We start from the raw sequence: 25,841 nt of genomic DNA on the forward strand, positions 1-25,841 counted from the left end.
TAACTGTAAAAGAATCTTTTCGATTTTGCACTGTTGCAACTTTAACAGTCGCGGGTAACAATATTCAATGCTCCAATTTCTGAATAGTGAGTATAAAAAATTGATAGCAGAATTTGCTGGCAATTAATATTAATAATGCTTAGAAGTCTGAAAGTCTGAAAATTTAAATATACAAGTAAGAGCTCCTGTCAACTTTTAAAAGTCGGCAGGAGCTCTTACTTGTAAAACTAGAATTTCATTTACACAAATAATTTTTATGAAGCAAAATTATTTAGGAACAACCGCAAATGCTCTTACTGGGAACCCGGGTGCTTTTTCAGCCTTAGGCACGGAAATAAAGATGTAAGCACCAGTTGCTGGAACAAGATCAAGATTATCTAATAATTCAACTTGATAATGACCGTGGGAAAGGACATAGTATTCACCAACTAAACCATGTTCTTGTTTTACTGCTGTATCAGTGTCGAAAGTTTCATGACCATTAGCTGACGCACCTCGTTGCTCATAGATAAATTTCAGAGCATCCAAGTCCCATCCGGGATAATGAGCTTGTTTCTTGTCATCCAGGTTTTCAAATTTTTCTTGACTAGGCCAACGTTTTGACCAATCGGTTCGTAAAGCGACAAAAGAATTTTCCGGAATTTTTCCATGTTCCTTTTCCCATTCTTTAATGTCGTTTACGGATAGGGAAGCATCAGGGTTCTTCTTGGCTGCATCGGAATGATCAATGACAACTAGTGGGAGAACTAATTCTTTGAGAGAAAAGTTTTCGACATACTTATCTTGGTGTTCATCAAAATGAATTGGTGGATCAATATGAGTCCCAAACTGTCCTGGAAAAGTATATTGTTTGACGTAAAAACCATCAGAATGTGTAAAAATGGTTTTAAATTCTGGGCGTGCGAATGAAGGGAATCGAGGACTTTCTGGCCCAAATGAATGGGTTAAATCTACCCAATTAAATGATTTTAATTTTTCAACGACTTCGCCAACAGATTGTGGCTTTGAAATTTTGGATGTGAATTTTGTGTTTGCAGTTGTTGTAGTTGTCATAATAAAAATCCTCCTAATCCTTGTTTGAGAAGTCTAAGCTTGGTGTTTTTTCTGAGAAGAAATGAGTTTTTGCAACTAAGATTGCCAATCCTACCAAGATCCAAATAATACCGACAATCTTTGATTCGATTGATAGGCTTAAGAAAATCCAGGTGCTGACCGCAAAGCCAATAAATGGTGATACCAAATACTTAATAAATGACGAAACTGAACTGTGGTCTCCCTTTACATAAAACTTCCAAATAACTGAAAGATTCAACAGAATGAATCCAAAGAGGGCACCAAAACTAACCAAATTAGAAACTGTATCTTGCGAAAGTGTTAGTGATAGGATTAGTGAAGCTAAACCAACTAGAACAATGGCAAAGATTGGGGTTCGATACTTCTTATGCAATTTGGCAAAAGCAGAAGGCAGAATGCCATCTCTGCCCATAGCGTACAGAATCCGTGAGACAGCGGTCTGACCTTCTTGACCACTGGCAAAGCCGAATGAAAGAATAATTGTAATGTCTGCTAATTTAACTAACCATGTGCCGCCAACTCGTTGAAGAATGCCGAGAAAGGCGGTATTTGGATTGAGGTTTTGATAGTCTGGAGCCACAAATCCAGCTAAAACGGTAATAACAACAAACAGAATACCAATTGATAAAATTGAAAGAATAATGGCTCTTCCTACTGAGCGATGCGGATCTTCTGCTTCTTCAGAGAGGGTACTAATTGCATCAAAGCCTAAGTAACTAACAATGACAATTCCAGTTGCTTGGAGTACACCCTGCATGTTGAAGTGCTGAGGATTATAAAATGAAATTGCTTGTGGTTGAATAGTACCTGAAAGGAGTAATCGAATGGTGCCAATGATGAAAGCAACTAAAACGACCCCTTGGAGTGCGAAAAGAACCCAACTAATCTTAGTAACGACGTTAGCACCTAAGATATTGACGATGGTGTTAAATAGTACCAAGATAACAATCCATGCCCAACTTGGGACTGCCGGAAATAATGATTCACCAAATGATTGGCTGATTAGGTAAGTAATGGTTGGAATTAAAAAGTAATCAAGTGTAATTCCCCAGCCACCGATAAAGCCTAAGCCGGCATTAGTTCCTTGTTGAACGTACGTATAAACTGATCCGGAAAATGGATATCTACTGGACATGGTTGCATAACTGAATCCTGTAAAGAGCATTGCAACCATTCCTACGAAGTAGGCTAAGGCAACCATCCCATTTGCAGGAGTTAGGAATGAACCGTAAAAAGCGAGTGGTGCAACTGGAATCATGAATGTAATGCCGTATACTAATAAATCTTTTGTTGAAAGACTGACTTTGAGTCCGCCTTCAACACTTGCGTTTTCTGCCATGAATAATACCTCCCTAAAATATAACTGATTCTCTAATAAAGAAAACTATGAAGACTAATTCATCTCTTCAACTTCACATAATCGGTTCCGACAAAAAAGTCGCCCCTTGCTGTCAAATAATGACAAACAAGGGGCGACTTTAATCGCTTTACCACCCTATATTCACACCAAAAACTATGGTGTCTCAACGGTACTTGATAATACCAGGGAAGTTAACGGTTCCTACCGGTCTATCTAGCCAACATACCAGATAGCTCCTCTTTGAAGTTCATCTTCACTTTGAGATTAATATCCATTCCCATCAATTTGGATTCTCTTTGATTAATCTTTTCAGTTACTCTTCTTCTCATAGGATTATTAAAATGAAATTAAAAGATTGTGAAAAGAATAGTCCCGAAAATTATAAATGTCAATACTTTTATTTATGAATTTTAAAATTTTGCTAGTACAAATGCAGCTTTTAGCAAGCTAGGAACGAAAAAGAAAAAGAAACATTTATGGATTGAAAATATTGATTTTAATTTCACCGTTAAATCACCAATAAAACCGATCATCATTAAAAATATTCAAAAAAAACATTTGATTAATTAAAAAATAATGTTATTATTTATAACAATCTTAATACAACACGTGATGAAGAGAAGAGTAGCAATTAATCGTTCTTCTAAAGAGAACTGCCAAGTGGTGAAAGGCGGTAAGAAAGATAATTGTGAAGATGAGCTCTGAATAATGATTGATGTTGACGCATCAATCACGGAAGGATCCGTTACTATCCCTGGCATCAATAGGTGTCGTTGAGGTAATTCATGTAAGTGGGTTACGAATTTAGGGTGGTAACACGAAAGCTTTCGTCCCTTGACTGTGTAGAACATACATATTGTCAGGGAACGGAAGCTTTTTTGTTTTAGTTGATGGAATTTTCTGAATAATCAGAAAAGGACTTTCATATTTTGGAGGTAAAAGAATGACTAAGAAGCAGGATTATCAGTTGTTATTAAAGCAAGCTCAAACACTTCTAGATGGTGAAAAAGATATTGTCGCAAATATGAGTAACTTGGTTTCTCTCATTTTTCATTCATTGACAGATCTAAATGGCACAACCTTTTATCGGAATATTAATCACGAACTTGTACTTGGCCCCTTTCAAGGTAAACCTGCTTGCATGCATATTCCTTTTGGGAAAGGGGTATGTGGAACGGTTGCTCAAACTAAGAGATCTGAAATCGTACCGGATGTGACAAAGTTTGATGGTCACATTGCCTGTGATGCTGCTTCAAAATCTGAAATTGTTGTCCCGGCTTTTTATCATCGAGCGTTTTGGGGCGTCCTTGATTTGGATAGTCCACATCTGAATAGATTCGATTCAATAGACGAACATTTTCTACTTCAAATTGCACCACTTATATTTGCAGATAATGATGAACCAATTACCGATCGACAAATAGTTGGCAATCATTTAGAAGCGAGGTGATTGATTTGAACTTCAAACCATCTGATAGATTAAACGAGATTCCAACCAGCTTTTTTGCTGAGCTGGACGATAAGATTGCCAACTTCAAAACCAACACACCAATGATTGATTTATCAAAAGGTAATCCGGATTTACCCACCCCTCAAAATATTGTGAATGCGTTGAAAAAGGCAGCCGATGATCCCATCAATGATGCATATACACCGTTTGAGGGGAAGGCATCTTTACAGCAGGCAATCAGTGATTTTTATGAACGGGAATATCACGTTGAAATTGATCCGACAACTGAAGTTGAGATCTTTAATGGTGCAGCAGTTGGCATTTATGCGTTACCACAGGTCATTTTGAATCCAAATGATATCGCATTGGTTCCGGATCCCTATTATCCGGAGTATATTCCAGCAATTCAGCTGGCGGGCGGACACATCTATCATTGTCCGCTACTGGCACAAAATCATTATTTACCCGACTATCCGTCAATTCCAACAGAGATTAGTGATAAAGCAAAATTACTGTTTCTCAATTATCCAAACAATCCAACCGGCGCAATTGCAACACAAACCTTTTTTGAGAAAACAGTTGCTTTTGCCAAGCAGCACCACCTAATTGCGGTAAATGATTTTGCATATGCGTCACTTGGTTTTGATAGTCATCCTTTGAGTCTACTTCAGATTCCCGGGGCCAAAGAAACGGCCGTGGAAATTTATACTCTGTCAAAAACATACAGTATGGCAGGTTGGCGAATTGGTTTTGCGGTTGGAAACGCAGATGTGATTGCCAGTCTAAAAAAATATCACGCTCATGTTTACAGCACGGTATACGGGGCGGTTCAGGATGCGGCAATTGAGGCGTTATCCGGGTCACAAGATGGTGCCACTAAAATCCGTCAAGCGTATCGTCAACGAAGGGATTTGTTTGTTTCAGGACTTAGAAAACTTCAGTTTGACGTTCAGCCGGCAGCGGGGACCTTCTTCGTTTGGGTCAGGGCACCCCAACAATTAACCGGTCAGCAGTTTGCGGATCAGCTATTGAAGCAGGCGGGGATTGCAGTTGCCCCGGGGATTGGATTTGGCAAAGAGGGTCAACAATATGTTCGGTTCAGCCTGGTTCATAGTGACAAGACGTTAAAGGCAGTTTTAAGCAGGTTACAAAAAATGGAGGGATCAATATGATTATTTCAAGAATCGGCCCGCAACAATACGTAGTTTCTTCCGAAGCTTATGATCAGCTACCAAAGTATCTCTCTAATAATCAACTGACGCGGATTCTGTTACTTCATGGGCAGCGATCCTTAAATGCAGCCAAACCATATTTGCCGGAGTTACCAAAAGATAGTCATATTTACAATGTTAATTTTAATGGTGAATGTTCAATTAATGAGATTAACCGAATTCGGACACTGATTAAACAATATGATATTCAAGTGGTGATTGGTTTGGGTGGTGGTAAAGTTCTGGATACTGCCAAGAGTGCCAGTCATTACGAGCGGGTACAGTTGGTTTTAATACCAACATTGGCTAGTAATTGTGCACCGTGGTCTTCCGTAAGCGTTCATTACAAAGAAAACGGTGAACGATTGGACCACGAAGTTTATGATACGGCTGCAAATTTACTTTTAGTCAACCCAGTGGTCATTTTAAATTCCCCGGTGAATTACTTGATTGCCGGTATTGCAGATACGCTTGCAAAATATTATGAGTCCGAGCTGGTATTTCAACATTTGGCTGAAAGTGATCATTTTGATAGTACGTTGCAAATCTCGTTTCAAATGGCCGTGGATTGTCGTGATATTTTGTTGAAATCGTCAATTGCCGCTGTTAAAGATATGAAAGCCGGGCAATTAACGACCGAGTGGTTAAACGTTGTTGAAACAATTATTGCAACTGCCGGAACAGTAGGCGGTTGGGGTGATCAATATGGGCGGGCAACCGGTGCCCATTCAGTCCATGACGCATTGACGTTGTTTAAGGAAACCCAGCCGTTGCTCCACGGTGAAAAGGTTGCTTATGGTATTTTGGTTCAACTCGCTTTGGAAGCCCACGTTGATGATTTAAGAAGGTTGATTCAATTATTTAAAAAGCTGAATTTGCCAACAAATTTAAAGGAACTGGGATTTCAACAAATCACAACATCACTGATTCATCAAATTGCTGCAGAGTCCAGTTCGCCTGATAAAACAATTCATCTATTACCTTTGGCGACAGATGAACAGGCAGTTTTTAATGCGATTCAAAAATTGGAACATGTCACTCATAAATTAAGTGTGTAAAGGGGGAATTTGCTAGATGACAAATAATGCGTTAATAAAATTTGATCATGTTGAAAAGACTTTCCCCAAAAAGAATGGTGTCAGTCAGAAGGTTCTAAATGATGTGTCGTTAAGTATTAACGAAGGCAGTATTTTTGGCATCATTGGATATAGCGGTGCCGGGAAATCGACTTTGATCCGGTGTGTTAACGGGATAGAAAAGCCAACCAGGGGCAACGTGTTTTTTCAAGATCAAGTTATCAATCAGTTAAAGGCAGGGGAGTTGCGAGATGCCCGCCAAAAAATCGGCATGATCTTTCAGCAGTTTAATTTAATGCCTTCCAGAACCGTTTTTCAAAATATTTATTTACCAATCAAGTATCAACACCAGAAAAAGGAGGAAGCGGCAAAGCGTGTTGATAAATTATTAGACTTGGTCGGATTACCTGATAAGGCAAATGCGTTTCCATCCGAATTGTCAGGCGGTCAGCAACAACGTGTCGCAATTGCAAGAGCACTGATTGATAATCCAAAGGTTTTGCTTTGTGATGAAGCTACCAGTGCACTTGATCCCCAAACGACCCAGGATATTCTTGATTTACTGCGGAGATTGAATCGTGAATTAGGAATTACGTTGATTGTGGTGACACATGAGATGGATGTGATTGAACAAATTTGCGACGATGTTGCTGTATTGGATCATGGTCAGATCGTTGAATCCGGGGATGTCTATTCTATTTTTGCAGATCCTAAGGATGACTTGACCAAACGGTTTATAGACACAACTTCCAGATTGGATTTATCTGATGAAATTATCCATAGTCATTTGATTAATTTATCCGGCAGTCAACGGTTGGTGAAGATCACTTATTTGAATGGCAAAGCAATGCAGCCGTTGATTTCTTATATCTCAAGAACGTTTGAAGTCGATGCCAATATTGTGGTCGGTGATATTAAAATTCTGCAGTCCAAGCCAATCGGAGGCCTGGCATTTGTTCTTGATGGTAAGCCGGAACAAATTGAGCATGCATTGTCTTATCTAAAAGACCAGGATATTCGTGTGGAGGTGTTGGATTATGTTAAGTCTGATTAGTCATTGGTTTCCAAATGTGTCGGCTAATTCCGGCATCTTCTGGACAGCAGTTATCCAAACGTTGGAAATGACAATTATTGTTGGGGTGGTTTCCTTTGTTATTAGTTTGTTCTTAGCAATTTGTTTGGTTGCCACCAAAAAAGGAGGACTCTTGGAACAACCCGCAACATGGACTATTTTGGATAAAATCGTGAATTTATTCCGGTCGATTCCATTTATCATTTTGATTGCGGCCTTAATTCCACTAACCAGGATAATATCGGGCACGGCAATTGGTGTTCAGGGAACTATTTTTCCATTAATTGTTGGGATTACCCCGTTCTTTACCCGTCAAATTGAATCGGCCCTCAATGAAGTGGATAGTGGGCTGATTGAAGTCGGAGAGGTCATTGGCTTAACACCATGGCAAATTATTCGATCGATTTATCTTAAAGAAGGCATTCCAAATATTATTCGTGTTACAACGATCACCATTATTAGTTTGATAGGTTTAACAGCCATCGTGGGTGTTGTTGGCGGTGGCGGCATTGGCGATTATGCCATTCAATATGGTTATCAACAAAACGAATTGGACGCCACATATGCCTGCATCATTATATTGGTTATTATTGTAAGCATCATTCAAGCAATTGGTACATTACTGAGTCGTAAACTGACAAGATAGAAAGAGAGTGTTTAGTCTTATGAAAAAAGGTAATCGGTTTATCAAAGTTGTTCTGTTATTGGCGCTGTTAATCAGTATCCCTGCCTTTTTAAGCGCTTGTGGGAATAAAAATGCTTCAGGAAAACAGGTTGTCAAGGTTGGTGTTGTTGGAACCAGTGATGCGCCAATTTGGAAACAGGTTAATCAAAACCTTAAAAAGCAGGGATCCAAAGTTAGAGTCAAGCTGGTTAGTTTCACTGATGGTGTTCCGGCCAATCAGGCGCAGGCAAATAAGGATATTGACCTGACCGCGTTCCAACACTATGCATTTTTACATCAAGAAGAAAAAGAGAAGCACTATAAATTTAAAGTTGTTGGACAGACATACTTAGTACCATTGAACGTTTTCTCAAGTAAGATCAAGAGCCTTTCACAAATTAAGAATGGTGATAAAATTGCAATTCCAAATAATGTAACAAATGCAGGGCGTGCCTTAAAAGTGCTTGAGACTGCCGGATTAATCAAGTTGGATCCATCTAAAGGGAACACACCTGCAATCCAAGATATTACGCAAAATAAACATCATTTAAAAATTATTCAAGTCGATCCATCCAAGATTATGAATTTACTACCGGACTTTACCGCTGGCATTACCAATTCAAACTTTGTCTTAGCTGCAAAGAAGGATCCGATTAAGGATGCTATCTATCGGGTTTCACCGAAATACAGTGATCCAAAGAATAAGCCTTGGATTAACGTCATTGTTGCGAGAAAAGATGAAGCAAATAAAGCTGCTTATAAACAAATAGTGAAAGCCTATCACACAGCATCTGTGGCTAAAGAACTTGAAAAATTATATAGTGGTGTTTATACACCGGCTTTTAAATATTAATTTTGGCCCAAATTTTTCATCTTTTGCAAATAGATGGCATCATTAATTGTCTCATTGTAATACCTGTTTTGATTAGTTACTTTTATAAACACGAAAAACGCAAGCATAATTGGTGGCTTGCGTTTTTTTGTCGGTAAAAATAATTTTATTGCTGTTATCTCGTAAAAACGGTGCGTAGTTTGGAAAATGTAGGATTGGCAAGTAAAGATGAGTATTATTGATGTTTTAAAGTTGTTAAATGGATATATGATATTATTAAAGAGGCATTTAGAAAGTTTACTAAAAATGATAATTGGGGGAAAAAGTAGTGGATGAGAATAATGAGATCACTCAACGTGAACGTCAGATTCTTGAGTGGATTCGTCAAAATCCGATGATTAGCCAACTTGAATTAGCAAAATTAGCCGGGATATCACGTTCGGGAATTGCTGCCCATATTTCTAACTTGATGAAAAAAGGATATCTGAGGGGGAAAGGGTATATTGTGTCCCCGATCGAACATGTAACAGTTATTGGAGGCATCAATACAGATATTTACGGTATTGCCAGTCGAGAATTTATGGCTAAAACCTCAACACCTGGACATGTTTTTCACGCAATTGGAGGCCTGGGACGTAATATATCTTTAAATTTACGGAAGTTAGGGGTTTTTAACTACTTTATTTCCGTATATGGGGACGATTTAGGTGGAGAACAATTTAAAATAGATGCCACTAATAATGATATGGATATTACATACTCTAAACAGTTGATGAATCGAAAGACTTCCAGTTATATCTATTTAAATCAGCCTACAGGTGAGCGATTTGTTGGATTGGATGATATGGGGATCAACGAAATGATCACTCCTGAATTCTTGAAACCCAGGGAAGATGTTATCCAAGGGTCTACAGAAGTTGTTGTGGACACAAATTTACCAGAGAATACGATTCGGTGGATATGTCAGAATTTTAACGGTCCTGTGTTTGCCAAGGCAGTTTCACTAAGCAAAACCGAACGTTTAAGGTCAAATTTACATTTGATCGATACGTTAGTCATTAATGGGATTGAGGCTCCTATTCTCTCTGGCATTCAGCCGACGGATAAGCAAACTGCAATTGATTGCTCAACCAAGTTATTGCGTCTTGGTGTAAAAAATGTTTTTTTGTACATTGATAGCGTCGGCATGCTTTACCAGAATAAAGATGCGATTCAATATTTTCCACAACCTTCTATTGAACTGACGAATACCAATGGTGCCGGAGCAGCAGCTACGGCAGCGTTAGTATTTGCCAGACAAAAGCACAAATCATTTAAAGAAGCAGCTGAATTGGCCAATGCCGCTGCTTACCTTACTTCAGAGAGTAAAAGTGCCGTTAATGAACAATTAAGCATCAATGCATTAACTGAACAAAAGAAGCGCTTATTTTATTAGCATTTTGAATTATCATGAGTCTTTTAATTCAAAATGCTTTTTTTGTACGTTCAATTATAGAAGTGAAAATAATCACATTTTAAATTGACGGCGCTTACAGAATGATGTATTGTTTAACTAACATAAGTTTACCATTCTAAACTTATGTTTAAGAACGATAAACAAGGAGGATTCTATCATGGGAAGCCCAGAGTACGAATCAAAAGATTACGTTGTCGTTATTGGTGGCATGAACATGGATATTTTCGGGATGCCCAACGAAAAGGTGATTGATCGTGATTCAAATCCCGGCGTTGTCGGAATGACGGTTGGTGGGGTTGGTCAAAACATCGCCCAAAACCTGGCTCATTTGGATGTGCCAACGTACCTTATTACCGTTTATGGCAATGATTACAATGGCCAAGTATTAAAAGAATCGTGTCGACAAAACAAGATTTTGTTGGATTATGCTGCTGAAATTGAAAACCAGCGATCATCAACTTATATGTATATCACTGATGAAACCGGTGATATGCTCGTTGGCGTTAACGACATGGAGATTTGTAAGCAAATTTCGCCATCGTTTCTAAAAAAACGTTTGGACTTCATAAATAATGCCAAGTTGTGCTTAGTTGATGCCAATCTAGCCAAAGAAACGATTGATTGGATCGGCCAAAATGTAGAAGTTCCTCTTTTTGGAGATACAGTTTCATGTGCCAAAGCACGGCATCTAGAGGGAATCTTGGATAAGATGACGACTTTAAAGCCCAATGCGCTGGAGGCTTCCCTGCTTACGGGAATTGAGATTCGAGATGAAGAGACTGCTAAAGAGGCTGCTCAAGCTTTATTAGATCGAGGTGTCCAAAACGTTTATATTTCGTTGGGCGCAAAAGGCATTTTATGTGCAAATCAATGGAAAAAATTAGTTATTCATCCATTTACCACTAAAATTGTAAATGCTAATGGAGCCGGTGATTGCGGTATGGCAGCCATTACCTGGAGCTTCTTTGATAATCCCAACCGGCAATTGGGAGAAGTTGGGCGAATCGCTCAAGCCGCTTCAAGTATTGCACTGGAAAGTTCCAAGTCAGTGCCGAACATCACCGTTGATAAGGTAATGGCCAAATTAGAAAGTATGACTGTAGCAATTTAACTATTAAAAATTCAAGGAGATTATCGATAATGATTAAGCAAATTTATTCTTTAATTCAATACGACGAAAGTGTAAAAACAATGGAGGCCGGTGCCAACAATATTGGTTTAGTACCAATGCAAAATGGTGGTGTTCCCGCGCATCGGGTACCGCTTGATCGGGTGCATAAGATCTTCAATGAAGCAAAGAAACGTGGCGTTAATTCAGTTGCCATTATGTTAACAAATGATCCTGAAGAAATGCTTCAGTTAGCAGAAGAGATCCAACCGGATATTTTGCACATTGCTGGTGATGGTTACGCCGCAACTCCTGCATTTGCTAAACGCCTCAAGGAAGTTGCGCCGGATACAGACTTAATGCAAGCTGTTTTAATTGACAATGAGTCTGCAATTGACCGTGCCAAACACTTTGCGCCTTTTGTAGATTATCTCCTATTAGACTCAGGATTGGCACCGGATACCGGAATCGGTGCAAGTGGACAAACGCATGATTGGAATATTGATGCTCAAATTGTTAAAGAAGTTGATATTCCAGTTATTGAAGCTGGTGGTTTAGGCCCTGATAATGTCGCTGATGCAATTAAAAAGATTAAGCCATATGGTGTTGACTCACTGACTAAGACCAGTATTAAGTACGAAGGCGGCAATATGGAAAAGGATATTGATAAAGTTCGATTGTTCTGCCAACGTGCTGATGAAGCTGCCAAAGAAATCGGCTTATAAAATTAAATGATTCGATCAGAAGTAGTTAAAAACCGTTTGAGTTTCAAAAAAATTTCTTTGGCCATGGTCGGCATTTTCCTGGTTTGTGTAGGTGTGGCATTTAATAATAATACTGGATTGGGAAATGATCCGGTCGGCATTATTTATGATGGGTTAAGAGTAGCGTTTCAAATTCCGATGATTAAATTAGGGCTTGTTTCAAACCTTTTAAACATTGGGCTGATTGTGATCCTATTTATTTTTGGCAGACATTATGTCAACATCGGCACGGTGATGTACCTATTACCGTATGGGCTATTCATTACAATAGGATCGCATCTTTATCCATACTTGTTCAATAACGCCTCAATGATTACCAGATGTTTTGGTGGCTTAACCGGTATTAGTCTTTATTATATTGGTATTAGTCTGTTTGTAGCTGCTGATATTGGTGTTGATCCATTCAACGGCTTCATGCTGACGATTCGTGACCGAACTGGTTGGAGTATTCGACGCAGTAAGATGACGTTTGATATCTGCCTGATGACTACAGGATTCTTACTTGGCGGAAAATTTGGGGCAATTACAATTCTTACCGCTTTAACAACAGGGCCAACAATTCAAATACTAGGGGAATGGATTCAAAAACATATTTTTATTGAAGGGAAGAAACAAATTGATAAACGTTAAGTTGCTGCAAAAGGTCAAAATAGTTAACACAGATCATTTAGACCAAACGATCTTAGAGATTTTAGAAGAACGACAATATAAGCGTCCGTTGGTCGTACTGGACCGTTTTCTGTTAAATGTTCAAATTATTAAGGATACTTTGAACAAACTTAAAAATAACGATATCGACTTTGCTATTTTTGACGGCATTGTGCCGGATCCACCCACTGAAGTCGTTGATAGTGGTGTTAAGGCTTTTAAAGCGCATCAAGCTGATTGCATGATTGCTATTGGTGGCGGAAGCTCAATCGATGTTGCACGAGGGATTAATATTGTTCGAATTAACGGTGGATCAATTAGCGACTATGCAACATCTCATAAAACAATCGATCCGTGTCCCGGATTGATCGCAGTGCCAACAACTTCCGGGACGGGAAGCGAAGTTTCCAATGCATTGGTTATTACTGATAAAGATTCCCAAAAAAAGTTGGCGATTTTATCAGATAATGCAGTGAGTGAATATGCTGTCTTGAATCCGGATTTGGTTTTGACATTACCTAAAGATATGACAATTGCAACAGGTTTAGATGCGTTTTCCCATGCTGCAGAGGGATATCTATCTACTTTAGCTTCCCCAATGACTGATGCCATTTGTGAGAAAGTCATGTTCCTGCTATATCATTTTCTGCCACGTGCAGTTGCCAATGGACAAGATCGTGAAGCACGGCAACGGGTTATGGTTGCTGCTACATTGGCGGGGTGGATGCTAAATAATGCCGGGACCAATATTGGCCATTCTTCAGCCCATATATTGGGATCTAAATATCATATTGTCCATGGTGAAGCGGTCGCTTACGCTTTACCCGGCGTATTAAAATTGGTTGGATCGACACTCCCCCATAAAGTTAGGGAAATCGGTCAGATTTTGGGAGTTACTTATCCTGAAGGAGCACCCGAATCTCAGACTACAGAATTTGCAATTAATGCCTATAAAGAATTTCGTGATCAGATTCTTGGGTTGCATCCATTCACAGATTATCACATTGATCAGCGAGAAATTACCTCTAATGCACAAGACGTCCTTCATGAACGGTTTGCCGGTAATACGCCTGTTAACCTGAATTTGAAGAATGTACAAGCTTTCTTAGATGAATTTGGACGACAGTAATTATAGTAAGTCATACGAGGAGTGAAAAAAATGAACTTTGTCTTTCTTTTAACAGGACTCGCACTGGTATTTGGTATTGGTTGGTTAATAAGCAGCGATCGAAAGCACATCCGATTTTTCTCGATTGCCAAGTTATTTGCTCTGCAAATTATTATTTCATTCATTTGTTTACACACTTCGGGCGGCATAAATGCCCTTAAAGGCATTTCTTCGTTCTTTAGTTGGTTGATGCAGCAAGCCTCCGGTGGTGTCGATTTTGTATTTGGCGGGTTGATGATTAAACCGGGTGGTTCGGTCTTCTTCCTGACTGTTTTGATGCCAATTGTCTTTATCTCTGCACTTGTAGGGATTTTGAACTACATCAAGGTTTTGCCATTCATTATTAAATGGACAGGTTGGGCATTGAACAAGGTTTCGGGAATGGGCGAACTGGAAAGTTATTTCGCTGTCTCGACTGCTATTTTGGGACAACCAGAAGTTTTCTTAACCGTTAAGGATCAAATTCCAAAGTTAACCGAACAGCGTTTATATACGATTTGTGCTTCAGCTATGAGTGCTGTATCAGCTGCTATGTTAGCATCGTATATGAAAATGGTTCCGGGAAAATTCGTTGTTGTAGCTGTATTTCTTAATATTTTATCTGCTTTAATTATTTCTTGTATTGTAAACCCTTACATTCCAGAAAAAGAGGATAAATTAGTAGAAGTGACCAAAGGAAATGATGAGCCATTCTTCCAGGTCTTGGGAAACTATATCGTTGATGGATTCCAACTGGCAATTACGGTTGGTGCAATGCTGATTGGATTTGTTGCATTGGTTACGTTCTTAAACAATACCTTCTTGGCCGTTATCCATATCAGTTTCACTGACTTAATCGGCTATGTATTTGCACCGATTGCATATCTAATGGGTGTTCCAACTCATGACGTCCTAAAGGTTGGTAGTTTGATGGCGACTAAGTTAATTACCAACGAGTTTGTTGCTATGGGAACATTACATGGAGTTGCAGCGACTCTTAGTGTTAAGGCAAATGCGATTATTTCAGCATACTTGGTTTCTTTTGCCAATTTTGGAACTATTGGGATTGTTTCCGGATCGATTAAATCAATTAGTGCCGAACAGGGTGGCTACGTTGCCAAATTCTCAATGAAACTTTTGCTTGGTGCAACTTTGGCATCTGTTCTGACAGGAACAATCGTTGGTGTGTACTTTTAATTAACGGATTAATGGAGAAGGGGTCAAATGATGAAAGGCTATAAGCAAAGATTGATTTCGTTGGTTCTATTGGCACTAACACTTTTCGTTTTTAGTAATTCGTTTACTTTTATTTTGCAAAATCATCAAACAGATCTCAGTACGGTTTTGAGATCGGCAGCGTTTGTAGTTGTTTTGTATCTTTGGGCTTTGGTACGATTGTTCGGATTAAAAAGATTTGCAGTACCTTTTATTGACTTTGTCAACGTTGTTTATGGCATGGGTTTTATAAGCAATATTGCTATGACAGTAACGACAATTTCAGGGATTAAAGCCTGGCTGATTATTGTCATGAGTTTAAGTGGTATTTTAGTTAATATTTGGGTGTCTAAAACCGCTCGCAAATTTAATGGATCGTTTAAATCAGCTGTTAACAACTAGAAAGTAGGGAGATAATGATGACAAAAATTATTTTAGATTGTGATCCGGGACACGATGATGCTTTGGCAATGATGATGGCAATTGCCTCACCAAAAATTGACCTAGCGGCAGTTACTACGTCAGCGGGTAACCAAACTCCGGATAAAACCTTAAACAACGCTATGAGAATGCTGACCTTAATGAAGCATGAGGAAATTCCGGTAGCGGGTGGAAATCATACACCTCTAGTGAAACCGTTAGAAACTGCTGGTAATGTTCATGGCAAGTCTGGTTTGGATGGAGCAGAATTGCCTGATCCTGATTTTAAACCACAGAATATGACAGCCATTGAATTAATGGCCAAAACAATTCAAGAATCTAATGAAAAAGTGACATTGGTTGTTACCGGACCAATGACTAATGCTGCGATCTTTCTAAGGGTTTATCCAGAATTAACAAATAAAATTGAAAGAATTGTTTTCATGGGTGGGGCAATGGGCCTTGGAAATTGGACACCATCAGTCGAGTTTAATATATTTGTTGATCCAGAAGCTGCAAAAATTGTTTTGAATGCAGGCATTCCATTAACAATGGCACCGTTAAATGTGACTCACAAAGCACAAATTCTAAAGGATGAAATTAAAAAGGTTGATGAGATTAATAATCCGGTAGCTCACGCATTTTATGGACTACTTAACTTCTTTGAAATTTATCATGAAGCACCTAAATGGGGCTTTAAGGGGGCACCTTTACACGATCCATGTACGCTTGCATGGCTAATTGATCCTTCAATGTTTGAAAGTAAATTAATGAACGTAGATGTTGAAACTCAGGGAGAATTAACCACTGGGGAAACAGTTTGTGATTATTATGAATTGACAGGAAAGCCACAAAACACAGATGTACTTTTGGGAATTGATAGACCAAAATTCATCAAGTTAATTATGGATTCATTAAGAACATTCGACTAAAATTATTTTGCCTAATGATGGATGATAAAATCAGTTTCTCGGCAAGATAAGAACGTAAATTACAAAAAAGCTGATGCAAGTTAATTGTTATCAGCTTTTTTGGATTTATCGGAAGTAAATCTTAATTGTCTAAAAATAACCGTTTACCTTACTACTTTATTGGGTATATACTTAATTCATAAAATCAATAAGCGTTTTACTTAATAGTTTTACAAAAGGAGAATTGATATGATCGACGAAAACGATGAAAAGATCCTAAACCTTATCCAAACTGATGGCCGCTTGTCTGTAAAAAGAATTGCCCAAGCTTTATCGTTAAGTGGACCGGCCGTTTCTCAACGACTGACTAATTTAAAGAACAAAGGCATCATTAAAGGGTACCGTGCTGAAATTGATATGAACAAACTGGAACTGAGTGTTCGCGCCTTTGTCCAAGTCGACGTTAGCCCTAATCAAAAGAATCAATTTTATTCATTTATCAAACAGATTCCAAATATTTTGGAATGCAATGTTGTAACTGGACCATACGCAATGCTACTGAAAGTAGCCTATAAGGTTCCTGAAGAACTGGATGATTTGGTCAATAAATTGCAACGTTTCGGCAAAACAAATACAATGATGGTCTTTTCAACGCCTGTACGACCAAGAGGATTTTTCTTTGAGATTCATTGATCAGAATGTGTCTGATAGTGTTGTATAATGCGGATTATACCTTAAGGATCTTTTGCAAAAAAAGCAGAAGATCCTTTTTACGCTTATCAAATATTAGATTGCACATTTTATTAAAAAGAGTCATATTAGAAGAGAAATTAACTTTATATTCTGGGATGGGGGGAATGATCAAGAAAGGTTTATTAGTGATGATGGCTAGTATGGCACTGGGGCTTTCATTGCCATTATCTATTCATGCAGCGACTGATTTGGGGACCAACTATCACACTAAATGTGTTGAGGTTAAAAGACCGATTTTTATAGGTGAGTATACCAAGGTGAATGGTCATCGCGGTCACCGGATTTTAACGCCCAAAGGCACGATACTATTCACTTTTATCAATAAGAAAGCAAAAAATGGGAGGCCGTCGAGAGTGACGTTAATTCCCGGTATTTTGAGCTATCACAAGAAGCAGCATGTTTCATGGTCGCTTTCATATCAAACTACCCACTTTAATACGACTTATTTCAAGCTTTATAAACTAAAGCTGCCGATTAGAACCGATCAGTTACAGGCTGGCAGGTTCACGCTCTCGAATGCCAAGGATTATCAGCCGATTTTTAACATCACAATGGACGGTTATCTTCAATATTATCGTTCAAGTAAATTGAAGCATTATCATATTCAGTCCGCTTGGGAATATAACCAAGTTATGGGTGATCGAAATCCACTTTTTACTATTAAACCTTCCGTTTCAAGAAAAGTTCAGAAATTTGTGGTTAAAAAGAACAACTACTATCTTTATTTTCATCATCCGGTTGACGGACTGAGAATGAAGAAGAGTCACCATGGCTACCGTTTAACTGTTAAAAATCTTGGGAAGAGACACAAAGTATTTTATGAAAAATCTTATTTCTATCTTTTTAAATGGACCGACTTTCAGGTTGGCAAACAACCGTTTTATTATCAGTGGTTATTTGGAAGTAATGACCCGAGTTATTTTAAATAGCAAATAATTAGTTCTAATCAAGCAAGGGAAAGGACATGGCGATGAAAAAGGGACTAAGTTTTGGTGCACTGATGGTCATCATATTGGGTGTCATATTTTTCTCGCTGACCAATGTTAATAACCATCATTCTCACCAAACGCAAAATAGCCAACGAATCGCAAAAAAGATCAGCTCTCAAAAAAAGACAGTTACACCACTTTCTAGGGATGAGCTGAAGCAGAATCGGAAATTGATGTTTTGCAGCATCATTTATTTTGCAGTGAAACACGTTAAAATTCAACGCTGGCAGGAAGTATCCGACTTCAGTCTTGGTTGGCAGATTGAAAGCCACCATACTGATCGTGGTACTCATTACTTGGTGTGGCCCGACAAGAATATCACCACTAATGAAAAGAACCTTGAACCGAACTGGTTTGAGATAAAAAAAGACGGACGTATCATTTACCACAGCTTTGTCGTTCACTCATTTCATAAAAATCTGACGGAAGCAACTACCAAAACTAAGTTGATTAAGCAACTCAATGCTGATAAAGCGGGGGATAAAGTTCGGAAGATGGTTAACAATTTGACAATGACCCATGATAATTAAGCATCTATAAAAGTCATGTTTAATCTTTTTTCAGGATCAGGGATATCCTTTCGGTACCATTTGTGTCTATTTGATATCGAACGTAAAAATAACGTCAAACATTGTAAAAATTCGAGTGAACCGACCCTTCCCGACTTATAATAGATTTGGCTCTAAAGCTAAATAAACGTAGGGGTGATTAGAGTGAAGAGGTCAAAGGTATTACTTGCATCAGTAATTGGTCTGCTTTTCGGCATTGCTATTTTCTTTGCACTTTCTGCATCTGAAACATCGCAGGCTCAAAGTGTTTACCAGCGAATCCCGGTTTCTTATCACGGAACCTGGCGGCAAAGTAGGCAGCGTTATCCTAATGGCAGTTGGCATAAGGGATCCGGCGCTAAATTAGTTGTCGGCAGCCGCTTTGTAAAAAGCGAGGCGGGTCATTTTAGTGGTCATTCGATGGGCGTTTATAAGACAAAAGGCAGTGTGACTGTCTTTCCAATTAAAAATGGTCATCGAGCAGGTGAAACGTTTCAGATGAAACCAACGACCTACAAGGGTCACAAGGCATTAATCGTCACATATAACGTGGCCAAACAGGTTTATGTAAAATAGCACTTAATTTGTCATTTAAACAGTTTTTTTGCGTTAAAAGCAACTCTTTAATGATTGTAAAATTATGTTTACTGTCATTGAAAAGTTGCTTTTATTTTTGAAAGTTTGATGATGGATTCTGAAACAGAAAATTCATCCGGATCGTTATAAAAAAATTAAGTCGTACTAACAAATAACGGCGAAATTAAATTGTAATTGAATACATATCATTTGAAATACTTTAAACTGGCAATATTTTACTAAAAAATTTATCCGGTTAATTAATAATGATAATGTGAGTTCACAAATCAATCCAAACTATTACTAAAAAATAGATTGACTTTACTAATAAAACCGCTTACATTAATAATGTGTTTTACCAAATACGATTGTATTTAGTAAAATCCCCAACGCTAGTCATTATTTAGGAGGCAAATTTATGCACAAGAACAAGTTTATCTATTCTTTAGCGGTTTTATCCTCACTTGTATTAGGGAGCGCCTATGGGGTGGCGGCTCACGCTGATGACTCGGGGGCATCATCAGCTAATACACACGATGTCACAATTGACGGGAAAAATGTTGATACTAATCCGGCGAATACCTACAAGGGATTTGGGATGGTTTCGGCAAATGGAACATCCCGTTTACTGTTGGATTATAAAGCGGAACATCCAGCACAGTACTGGCAAATCATGAAGGATTTATTTGATCCGCAAACGGGCGCTTTGAACTTTATTAAGGTGGAAATGGGAGCGGATGTCAATACGTCAACTGCGTCGACGCCGGCGACAATGCGGTCGGAAAATGAAAGCGCAAACACACTTCGTGGCTGGGACTGGCATATTGTTGCGGACGCAAAGAAGATTAATCCTGGTTTACAGGTAGATATGCTTCATTGGAGCGAACCAAAGTGGGTTAGTGATAAAAAGTCGGCTGGTCAGGATGCCTATTATGTGGCCAGGTATAAATGGATCAAGGAGACGCTGACCTCGGTTTACAAGACATATGGCATTAAGCTTAATGATGTGAGTGCGGATAAAAATGAAACCAAAAATCCGGAACCGGATTGGATCATTTATCTCCATAATCAGTTAAAGAGTGATAAAGATACACCTTATGATTTTTCTCAAATCAAATTGGTTGCATCAGACGAACTTGGTAGTGCAAAATTGCCAACCTTAATGCACGATAACCCTGATTTAAGAAACGCGGTTGATGTCATTTCAATGCATTATCAGACCCACACTCAGCCGTACATGAAGGAAATGAACGATCAGTATCATAAAGAAATTTGGTATTCGGAAGGCATTGCACCATCCGGTTATGCGGAGCTCCGAAACAATGCTGACCCTTCCAAGCAGGGCCTGGGTGGTCAAAAGGGTGCGTTGGACGTTGTAAATGCATTTATCAATATGTACCATTCAAAGAATGGGACCACAGATTCTGCCCCGGATGTTAGTGCCAACATGACACGTTATGAATTTCAGCCGCCGGTCAGTGCTTTTTATGATGGTGGTCAATATTCATCCAAATCCTTGATTGACGCGGAAACACCTTGGTCCGGCAATTACTATGTAGATGCCGGCCTTCCGGTTACGCAACAGATTAGTGAATTTGCAAAAACCGGCTGGCAGTATGTTCAGGGTGCCTCGGAAGGGATTAGTACCGGTAATAATCCATACAGTTCCAGTTCGGATAATCGATTAGCATTAACCTCACCGGATAAAAAAGACTATTCAGTTGTGATTACCAATGATAGCACTCAGCCGCGAACTTATAACTACACGCTCACTAACATGGCTAATCCGGATAAAACTCTTCATGTATGGCAAACCAGTGGTCCAAAAGATGGTCAAAAATACGATGCCAATTGGCTAAAGAGCGTTGCTAATGTGACTCCGAAGAAGAATCAGGATGGCAATTACATCTTCAGTTATACGGTACCGGCAAATTCAATCGTAACTTTAACCACGACAACCGGCCAACAACCTTATCAAGATCAGAATAGTCAAAAGATGTATGCGGACGATCAATTAAGTTTGCCATATGCGGATGATTTTGAATATAGTGATAGTAAGTATCAAAATTATCAAGACACAACTGTATTGGATTCGGCCAAACAAGGGTATTTGACCAGTCGTGACGGCACACCACGTTACTTTGAAGATATCGGCGGCTCGTTCCAAGTTGTTAAATCGAATGACACTGGGCATGGTAATGTGCTTCAGGGGATGATTGATAAAAGTATCCATGCGGACGGTGAATGGAACGCTAAAAATGGAAATGACACGGTAATGGGAGATAACCGCTGGGCTAACTATAAATTCAGTTCAGATTTCAAGATTGATAATAATGATGATGGAAATGGGACCAATTACGTGTCGTTATTGGTTCGCAACTTGATTACTCAAGGCGGTTCCAAGTCCGCTGAAGATACCGGTTACCAGTTAAGAGTCTTTAAAGACGGGACCGCAAAATTAATCAAAGATCAAGGTGATGTAGCAACGGCCAATCTTCAGAACTTTGATGCGACTAAGTGGCACAATGCACAGGTTGTCGCTGACGGTAATACCATCACTGCTTTTGTGGACGGCAAACAGGTCTTTAATTATACTGATAAGTCATCTTCATACGCTACCGGAAAAGTCGGCTTGAATACAAACTATTCTCATGGTCAGTTTGATAACGTTAAAATTGAATCAATTAATGGGAAAGCGTCATTTGTACAACGATACGATGATGTTGATTCAGCCGTGACATACACAGGCACTTGGAGGCATGATTATCCAACCGGTTACGATAATTTTAACCGTACTATTTCGACATCTTCAAACGGAACCATGGCATTTGATGTCAAAGGCACCGGCTTTAAGTTAGACGGGGCGACAGATAGTGCCAATATTAAGGTGTCTGTTGATGGGAAAGTTGTCGCAGATAATCAGGCAATCAATAAAACAACCAAGCGAGCAACTTCATACGCTTTAACCGGCTTGAGTGATGGGACCCACCACGTTACGGTTCAGGTATTGAATGGTAACTTTTCGGTTGATGCTATTGATGACGACGCTCCATTGGCTTCAACACCTTCTGGAGGAAACACTGGAAGTGAAACAGGCTCAAGTTCGAGTTCAAGTTCAGTACCCACAACCAGTTCCAGTTCTTCAAGTTCATCAAGTAGTTCTTCAAGCTCGTCTGCAACAACTGGTTCCAGCTCGACTTCAACCGGTTCAACGACCACGGGGGCAACAACTGAAACAAAACCAAGTAAAATTAAAATTGGTGAATCAATCGTTGCGGTTAAGAAAATTTATCTGTACAAAAACGCTGATTTTAAGGTCGGTCAGCGACTCGCAACGTACCCAAAGCGAAGCCGGATCAATCGGCCTACATTTGTTGTCACCGGCTATGCACGTTCATCAAATGGGACGTTACGTTTCCAGGTGAAGGATACTGATTCTCACAGCAGGAACTTTGGAAAATCTGGCTATATCACCGCAAGCAGCCGATTTGTCAGCCCACTTTTTGAAACAAGGTTGCCAAAAACAAAGGCGATTACGGTTATTTCAAAGAAAGGACTCAATGCTTATCAAACTGTTAGTTTGAAGGGCAAAATTAAACATTATAAGCGTGGTACCCATTTGAAAGTGAAAGCAATTAAGAGGTACAAGTTGACGACTCGTTATCAGCTATCAAATGGTCATTACGTTTCAGCAAACAAGGGCCTGGTTATCCAAGGCACGCGTTAATCATAGTTTGTAAAACATAAATATGGCAAGGACAACGTTTTCCGATGAGGAAATGCGCTACTCTTGCCATATTTATTTGAAGAAAATGAGAATAGGCCATTTTTGAGCAAGCCGCTTTTGAATTAAGCGCTTTCACGATACAATTAAATAAACGGGGGTTATTATTTACCTTGTGATCATAAATTATAGGGGGAAATCGACATGCAACTTTTTAGTGGACCGAGTTCCGGTTCGTTTTCGAAACGCTTTAAGATTCTGCTGATGACCTTACTGACGACTATAACCATTATTTTTGGATTTGCAATGATGGGTGGACAAGCCAATACGGCTGCGGTTGCCCGTGCTGACAGTATTGATACGTGGATGCCAAACAAAAAATTGCAGCAGCTGGTTTTATTTAATTTAAATGAGCAGCAGCCTGATGGCAAAACGTGGGCGTCCGTCAATGATATTAAAGAAAGCGACATGGCGCTATTGGCGGAATTGCAGGTAGATTCAAATTCAACCGATCAAAATATTAATACGACTTATAATGACGGGAAAAATTATTCCCTTGAAGGCTTGCAATATGCCATAAATTTAAAGAAACTAGTATTATTTGCCGGGTTGAACTACCCGCCAAGACAGTTTAGGGGGAATATCAGAGATCTAACCCCGATTGAAAAGCTGACAAAGCTAACCTATGTTGATGTCAGGCAAAATGAGATTACCGACGTTACCCCATTAGTTGGGCTGACCAATCTGAAATACCTGAATATTAGTTTCAACTATATGGCGGATTTATCCAAACTAACGGCTTCTCAATACACTGATGGCTTTTCATACCAGGGACAGACCGTTAATTTGAGTCCGGTGTATATCGGGTCCGGCACAACTTATGAGATGGCCTCACCCCTGAAACTGCCGGGTGGTGAGACTGCCAAAATGGTCATGTCCGGGGCAGCGGTTCTTCAGACAATCGGATTGGATAACAGGAGCGGAAAATATATCGTGCTGCCCTTTTACAAAGGTGGGACAGCCACTCGGGATGGCAATGGCGGCTTGAAATATACAGGCTTGCCGACTCAGATTATGCCCGGACCTACATCTAATCCCATACCCGGTCAAATTGAAAAAATCATTCAAAACGACTACACCTATTTCATGATAGGCCAATATTTCGATTCAACTGCCGGACAAAATCCGATTTTTACCGTGACACTACCCTACGTTAATGAAAAGATTGCCGGTCAAAATGTGACGGTTTACTATATTGACTCGACAACGGGAAACGTCATTCAAAGCAAACAACTATCGGGTAACCTTGGCGATTCCTACGATGTGACAACTGCTGAATACAAATTGGCAACAATTTCCGGAACCGATGGGGTGACCTACAAACTGGATACCAACCGGTTGCCGGCAAACGGAATCGGAACCATTTCCGATAAACCACAAACGGTCTATTATTATTACACCAAAAGTGAACCAGTGGTTGAACACAAGGTAACTGTGCACTTTGTCGATGAAAAGGGCACTGTCCTGCAGGCGGCCGACGAAAAGAGCGGTAAAACCGGTGACACCTATTTGGCACCCAAGATTCCTTCGACAATCATCAAGGATGGTATTACCTACGAGTTGATGGGCGAAAAGGATCAGAAGACCCTGCCAAAAACATTTTCGGACAATGACCAAACCTTCACCTACGTGTATAAAGTCAAGTCCACGGGTGGCGGCTCCGGTGGTGGCAGTGGCGGTTCGGGCGGCGGCGTAACAACCACCCCGTTGACACCGTTGATACCGGCAAAACCGGCAACGCCAAGTACGCCAATCACTCCGTCAACACCGATCACACCAACCACACCCGACGATCCCAATGCCGGGCTGGTAGCTAAAAAGGGTGAGGCAGTCTACGGGATCAATAAGATTTATCTATATCGGAAACCGACATTTAATAAGACCCAACGGCTGACGGTTTACACCAAGAAGCCACGGATCAACCGACCGATGTTTGTTGTGACTGATTATGCCAAATCAGCCAATGGCAAGCTTCGATACTATGTCAAAGACGTCAACCATAAATCTAAGACGGTCGGGAAAACCGGCTACATTACCACCAATGCCAAGTACGTCATTCCCGTTTATTATCAGGGTAAGCATGCAACTATTACCGTGATTAATCCACGTGGGGTTAATGCTTACCGGAATAAGAATCTGACCAAAAAGGTTAAAAATTATAAACAGGGAACCGTTTTGAAAGTTCGCCAGCTTAAAAAGCATAACCTGACTACCCGATTTGTGTTAAGCAATGGACGACATGTGACGGCAAATCGAAAATTGGTGATTGCCGGCAAGCATAAGACGGCCAAATATGTTAGAGCCAAGGGGACGGTCAACCGTTATCGCAACGTTAATTTAACAAAGCGTAATGGCCGATATACCAAAAGGACTTTCAAAGTTTTACGTTGGGAATATTCAAGAACACACCATATGAAGAAACACGGCGCGTTAAGGTACCGGGTTGCCAGTGGTTATATAACCGGTAATACCAAATACGTTAAAGTTGTTAAATAGTGTCATAATCAGAAAAGAAGGTTATTTAGTCAGTTTTGTCAGGAGGGTGCCAGTAATCATGGAGTGGCGCCTTTTTTTGAAGACTATAAAGAATATTAAAGATGCACTAATATAGGCAAACTTCTTTGAAACCCATGATAAACCCGTTATAATAAACGTGTACCGGGGAAACTATTTAGCCTGTCACGTAATTGAACGGGGGAGCCAACATGCAAGAAAACAAACGGGGAAGTTTGGGACTTTTTAGAAAGCGTTTACAAAGATATCTGCTATCTTTCTTATTGGGA

At 39.6% G+C, this 25,841-nt stretch carries 22 protein-coding genes and 1 other annotated feature; of the genes, 20 read left to right on the plus strand and 2 right to left on the minus strand.

Annotated elements, in window-relative coordinates; translation table 11 throughout:
- Positions 1–267 precede the first annotated feature (267 nt).
- Both GQR93_RS04050 and GQR93_RS04055 read right to left on the minus strand, forming a co-directional pair.
- Complete coding sequence (locus GQR93_RS04050) at positions 268–1,053, minus strand: cyclase family protein (protein WP_003552523.1); 786 nt, start codon at positions 1,051–1,053, stop codon at positions 268–270.
- A gap of 13 nt (positions 1,054–1,066) precedes the next feature.
- On the minus strand, positions 1,067–2,413 hold the full coding sequence (locus GQR93_RS04055; protein WP_003552524.1) for an APC family permease: 1,347 nt from the start codon (positions 2,411–2,413) through the stop codon (positions 1,067–1,069).
- 624 nt (positions 2,414–3,037) lie between these two features.
- Positions 3,038–3,272, plus strand: a binding site (T-box leader).
- Positions 3,273–3,377: 105 nt separating this feature from the next.
- Here GQR93_RS04055 and GQR93_RS04060 point away from each other — a divergent pair.
- The 20 genes from GQR93_RS04060 (at position 3,378) to GQR93_RS04155 (ending at position 25,554) form a co-directional block, all read left to right on the plus strand.
- A complete protein-coding gene (locus GQR93_RS04060; protein WP_003552529.1) occupies positions 3,378–3,884 on the plus strand; it encodes a GAF domain-containing protein in 507 nt (168 codons plus the stop codon).
- Positions 3,881–5,056 (plus strand): aminotransferase class I/II-fold pyridoxal phosphate-dependent enzyme, encoded by a 1,176-nt coding sequence (locus tag GQR93_RS04065; RefSeq protein WP_003552531.1) that lies wholly within the window; start codon positions 3,881–3,883, stop codon positions 5,054–5,056. Before GQR93_RS04060 ends, GQR93_RS04065 begins: the two co-directional genes overlap by 4 nt.
- Positions 5,053–6,153, plus strand: coding sequence for an iron-containing alcohol dehydrogenase family protein (locus GQR93_RS04070; protein WP_159298701.1), 1,101 nt, complete (start codon positions 5,053–5,055; stop codon positions 6,151–6,153). Before GQR93_RS04065 ends, GQR93_RS04070 begins: the two co-directional genes overlap by 4 nt.
- A 16-nt stretch (positions 6,154–6,169) precedes the next feature.
- On the plus strand, positions 6,170–7,225 hold the full coding sequence (locus GQR93_RS04075; protein ID WP_003552535.1) for a methionine ABC transporter ATP-binding protein: 1,056 nt from the start codon (positions 6,170–6,172) through the stop codon (positions 7,223–7,225).
- The gene (locus GQR93_RS04080) at positions 7,209–7,889 is read left to right on the plus strand and encodes a methionine ABC transporter permease (protein WP_003552537.1); all 681 of its coding nucleotides are present in this window, start codon (positions 7,209–7,211) and stop codon (positions 7,887–7,889) included. Before GQR93_RS04075 ends, GQR93_RS04080 begins: the two co-directional genes overlap by 17 nt.
- Before the next feature lie 19 nt (positions 7,890–7,908).
- Positions 7,909–8,760: a MetQ/NlpA family ABC transporter substrate-binding protein gene (locus tag GQR93_RS04085; protein ID WP_003552540.1), complete on the plus strand. Its 852-nt coding sequence runs from the start codon at positions 7,909–7,911 to the stop codon at positions 8,758–8,760.
- 307 nt (positions 8,761–9,067) lie between these two features.
- Positions 9,068–10,174, plus strand: coding sequence for a PfkB family carbohydrate kinase (locus GQR93_RS04090; RefSeq protein ID WP_225430399.1), 1,107 nt, complete (start codon positions 9,068–9,070; stop codon positions 10,172–10,174).
- A 178-nt stretch (positions 10,175–10,352) separates the two neighbouring features.
- Positions 10,353–11,306 carry a carbohydrate kinase family protein gene (locus GQR93_RS04095; RefSeq protein WP_003552545.1) on the plus strand — a complete coding sequence of 318 codons (954 nt, stop codon included), beginning with the start codon at positions 10,353–10,355 and terminating at the stop codon, positions 11,304–11,306.
- A gap of 29 nt (positions 11,307–11,335) precedes the next feature.
- The gene (locus GQR93_RS04100; RefSeq protein WP_003552547.1) at positions 11,336–12,028 is read left to right on the plus strand and encodes a phosphoribosylanthranilate isomerase; all 693 of its coding nucleotides are present in this window, start codon (positions 11,336–11,338) and stop codon (positions 12,026–12,028) included.
- 36 nt (positions 12,029–12,064) lie between these two features.
- The gene (locus tag GQR93_RS04105) at positions 12,065–12,697 is read left to right on the plus strand and encodes a YczE/YyaS/YitT family protein (RefSeq protein ID WP_225442049.1); all 633 of its coding nucleotides are present in this window, start codon (positions 12,065–12,067) and stop codon (positions 12,695–12,697) included.
- The gene (locus GQR93_RS04110) at positions 12,684–13,844 is read left to right on the plus strand and encodes an iron-containing alcohol dehydrogenase (RefSeq protein WP_003552551.1); all 1,161 of its coding nucleotides are present in this window, start codon (positions 12,684–12,686) and stop codon (positions 13,842–13,844) included. Before GQR93_RS04105 ends, GQR93_RS04110 begins: the two co-directional genes overlap by 14 nt.
- 30 nt (positions 13,845–13,874) lie before the next feature.
- Complete coding sequence (locus tag GQR93_RS04115; protein WP_003552553.1) at positions 13,875–15,059, plus strand: NupC/NupG family nucleoside CNT transporter; 1,185 nt, start codon at positions 13,875–13,877, stop codon at positions 15,057–15,059.
- Positions 15,060–15,086: 27 nt separating this feature from the next.
- The gene (locus GQR93_RS15405; RefSeq protein WP_003552555.1) at positions 15,087–15,479 is read left to right on the plus strand and encodes a hypothetical protein; all 393 of its coding nucleotides are present in this window, start codon (positions 15,087–15,089) and stop codon (positions 15,477–15,479) included.
- 14 nt (positions 15,480–15,493) lie between these two features.
- Positions 15,494–16,429: a pyrimidine-specific ribonucleoside hydrolase RihA gene (rihA, locus tag GQR93_RS04125; RefSeq protein ID WP_003552557.1), complete on the plus strand. Its 936-nt coding sequence runs from the start codon at positions 15,494–15,496 to the stop codon at positions 16,427–16,429.
- 228 nt (positions 16,430–16,657) lie between these two features.
- Positions 16,658–17,101, plus strand: a complete 444-nt coding sequence (locus GQR93_RS04130; RefSeq protein WP_003552560.1) for an Lrp/AsnC family transcriptional regulator — start codon at positions 16,658–16,660, stop codon at positions 17,099–17,101.
- Positions 17,102–17,265: 164 nt separating this feature from the next.
- Positions 17,266–18,090 (plus strand): hypothetical protein, encoded by an 825-nt coding sequence (locus GQR93_RS04135; protein WP_035444366.1) that lies wholly within the window; start codon positions 17,266–17,268, stop codon positions 18,088–18,090.
- 41 nt (positions 18,091–18,131) lie between these two features.
- Positions 18,132–18,680 carry a hypothetical protein gene (locus tag GQR93_RS04140; protein ID WP_225430401.1) on the plus strand — a complete coding sequence of 183 codons (549 nt, stop codon included), beginning with the start codon at positions 18,132–18,134 and terminating at the stop codon, positions 18,678–18,680.
- Between the two features lie 183 nt (positions 18,681–18,863).
- Positions 18,864–19,274 carry a hypothetical protein gene (locus GQR93_RS04145; protein ID WP_159298702.1) on the plus strand — a complete coding sequence of 137 codons (411 nt, stop codon included), beginning with the start codon at positions 18,864–18,866 and terminating at the stop codon, positions 19,272–19,274.
- A gap of 418 nt (positions 19,275–19,692) precedes the next feature.
- Complete coding sequence (locus GQR93_RS04150) at positions 19,693–23,001, plus strand: DUF5776 domain-containing protein (protein ID WP_159298703.1); 3,309 nt, start codon at positions 19,693–19,695, stop codon at positions 22,999–23,001.
- A gap of 201 nt (positions 23,002–23,202) precedes the next feature.
- Positions 23,203–25,554 carry a MucBP domain-containing protein gene (locus GQR93_RS04155; protein ID WP_003552575.1) on the plus strand — a complete coding sequence of 784 codons (2,352 nt, stop codon included), beginning with the start codon at positions 23,203–23,205 and terminating at the stop codon, positions 25,552–25,554.
- The last annotated feature ends 287 nt before the right edge of the window (positions 25,555–25,841 follow it).

This window comes from Lentilactobacillus hilgardii (assembly GCF_009832765.1).
Lineage (GTDB): Bacteria > Bacillota > Bacilli > Lactobacillales > Lactobacillaceae > Lentilactobacillus > Lentilactobacillus hilgardii.

Coding starts and splice junctions, on each gene's coding strand:
- GQR93_RS04055 (WP_003552524.1), bottom strand. CDS start 2,413: ATGGCAGAAAACGCAAGTGTTGAAGGCGGACTCAAAGTCAGTCTTTCA.
- GQR93_RS04080 (WP_003552537.1), top strand. CDS start 7,209: ATGTTAAGTCTGATTAGTCATTGGTTTCCAAATGTGTCGGCTAATTCC.
- GQR93_RS04095 (WP_003552545.1), top strand. CDS start 10,353: ATGGGAAGCCCAGAGTACGAATCAAAAGATTACGTTGTCGTTATTGGT.
- GQR93_RS04115 (WP_003552553.1), top strand. CDS start 13,875: ATGAACTTTGTCTTTCTTTTAACAGGACTCGCACTGGTATTTGGTATT.
- GQR93_RS04070 (WP_159298701.1), top strand. CDS start 5,053: ATGATTATTTCAAGAATCGGCCCGCAACAATACGTAGTTTCTTCCGAA.
- GQR93_RS04140 (WP_225430401.1), top strand. CDS start 18,132: ATGAAAAAGGGACTAAGTTTTGGTGCACTGATGGTCATCATATTGGGT.
- GQR93_RS04075 (WP_003552535.1), top strand. CDS start 6,170: ATGACAAATAATGCGTTAATAAAATTTGATCATGTTGAAAAGACTTTC.
- GQR93_RS04135 (WP_035444366.1), top strand. CDS start 17,266: ATGATCAAGAAAGGTTTATTAGTGATGATGGCTAGTATGGCACTGGGG.
- GQR93_RS04060 (WP_003552529.1), top strand. CDS start 3,378: ATGACTAAGAAGCAGGATTATCAGTTGTTATTAAAGCAAGCTCAAACA.
- GQR93_RS04155 (WP_003552575.1), top strand. CDS start 23,203: ATGCAACTTTTTAGTGGACCGAGTTCCGGTTCGTTTTCGAAACGCTTT.
- GQR93_RS04150 (WP_159298703.1), top strand. CDS start 19,693: ATGCACAAGAACAAGTTTATCTATTCTTTAGCGGTTTTATCCTCACTT.
- GQR93_RS04100 (WP_003552547.1), top strand. CDS start 11,336: ATGATTAAGCAAATTTATTCTTTAATTCAATACGACGAAAGTGTAAAA.
- GQR93_RS15405 (WP_003552555.1), top strand. CDS start 15,087: ATGATGAAAGGCTATAAGCAAAGATTGATTTCGTTGGTTCTATTGGCA.
- GQR93_RS04130 (WP_003552560.1), top strand. CDS start 16,658: ATGATCGACGAAAACGATGAAAAGATCCTAAACCTTATCCAAACTGAT.
- rihA (WP_003552557.1), top strand. CDS start 15,494: ATGATGACAAAAATTATTTTAGATTGTGATCCGGGACACGATGATGCT.
- GQR93_RS04085 (WP_003552540.1), top strand. CDS start 7,909: ATGAAAAAAGGTAATCGGTTTATCAAAGTTGTTCTGTTATTGGCGCTG.
- GQR93_RS04050 (WP_003552523.1), bottom strand. CDS start 1,053: ATGACAACTACAACAACTGCAAACACAAAATTCACATCCAAAATTTCA.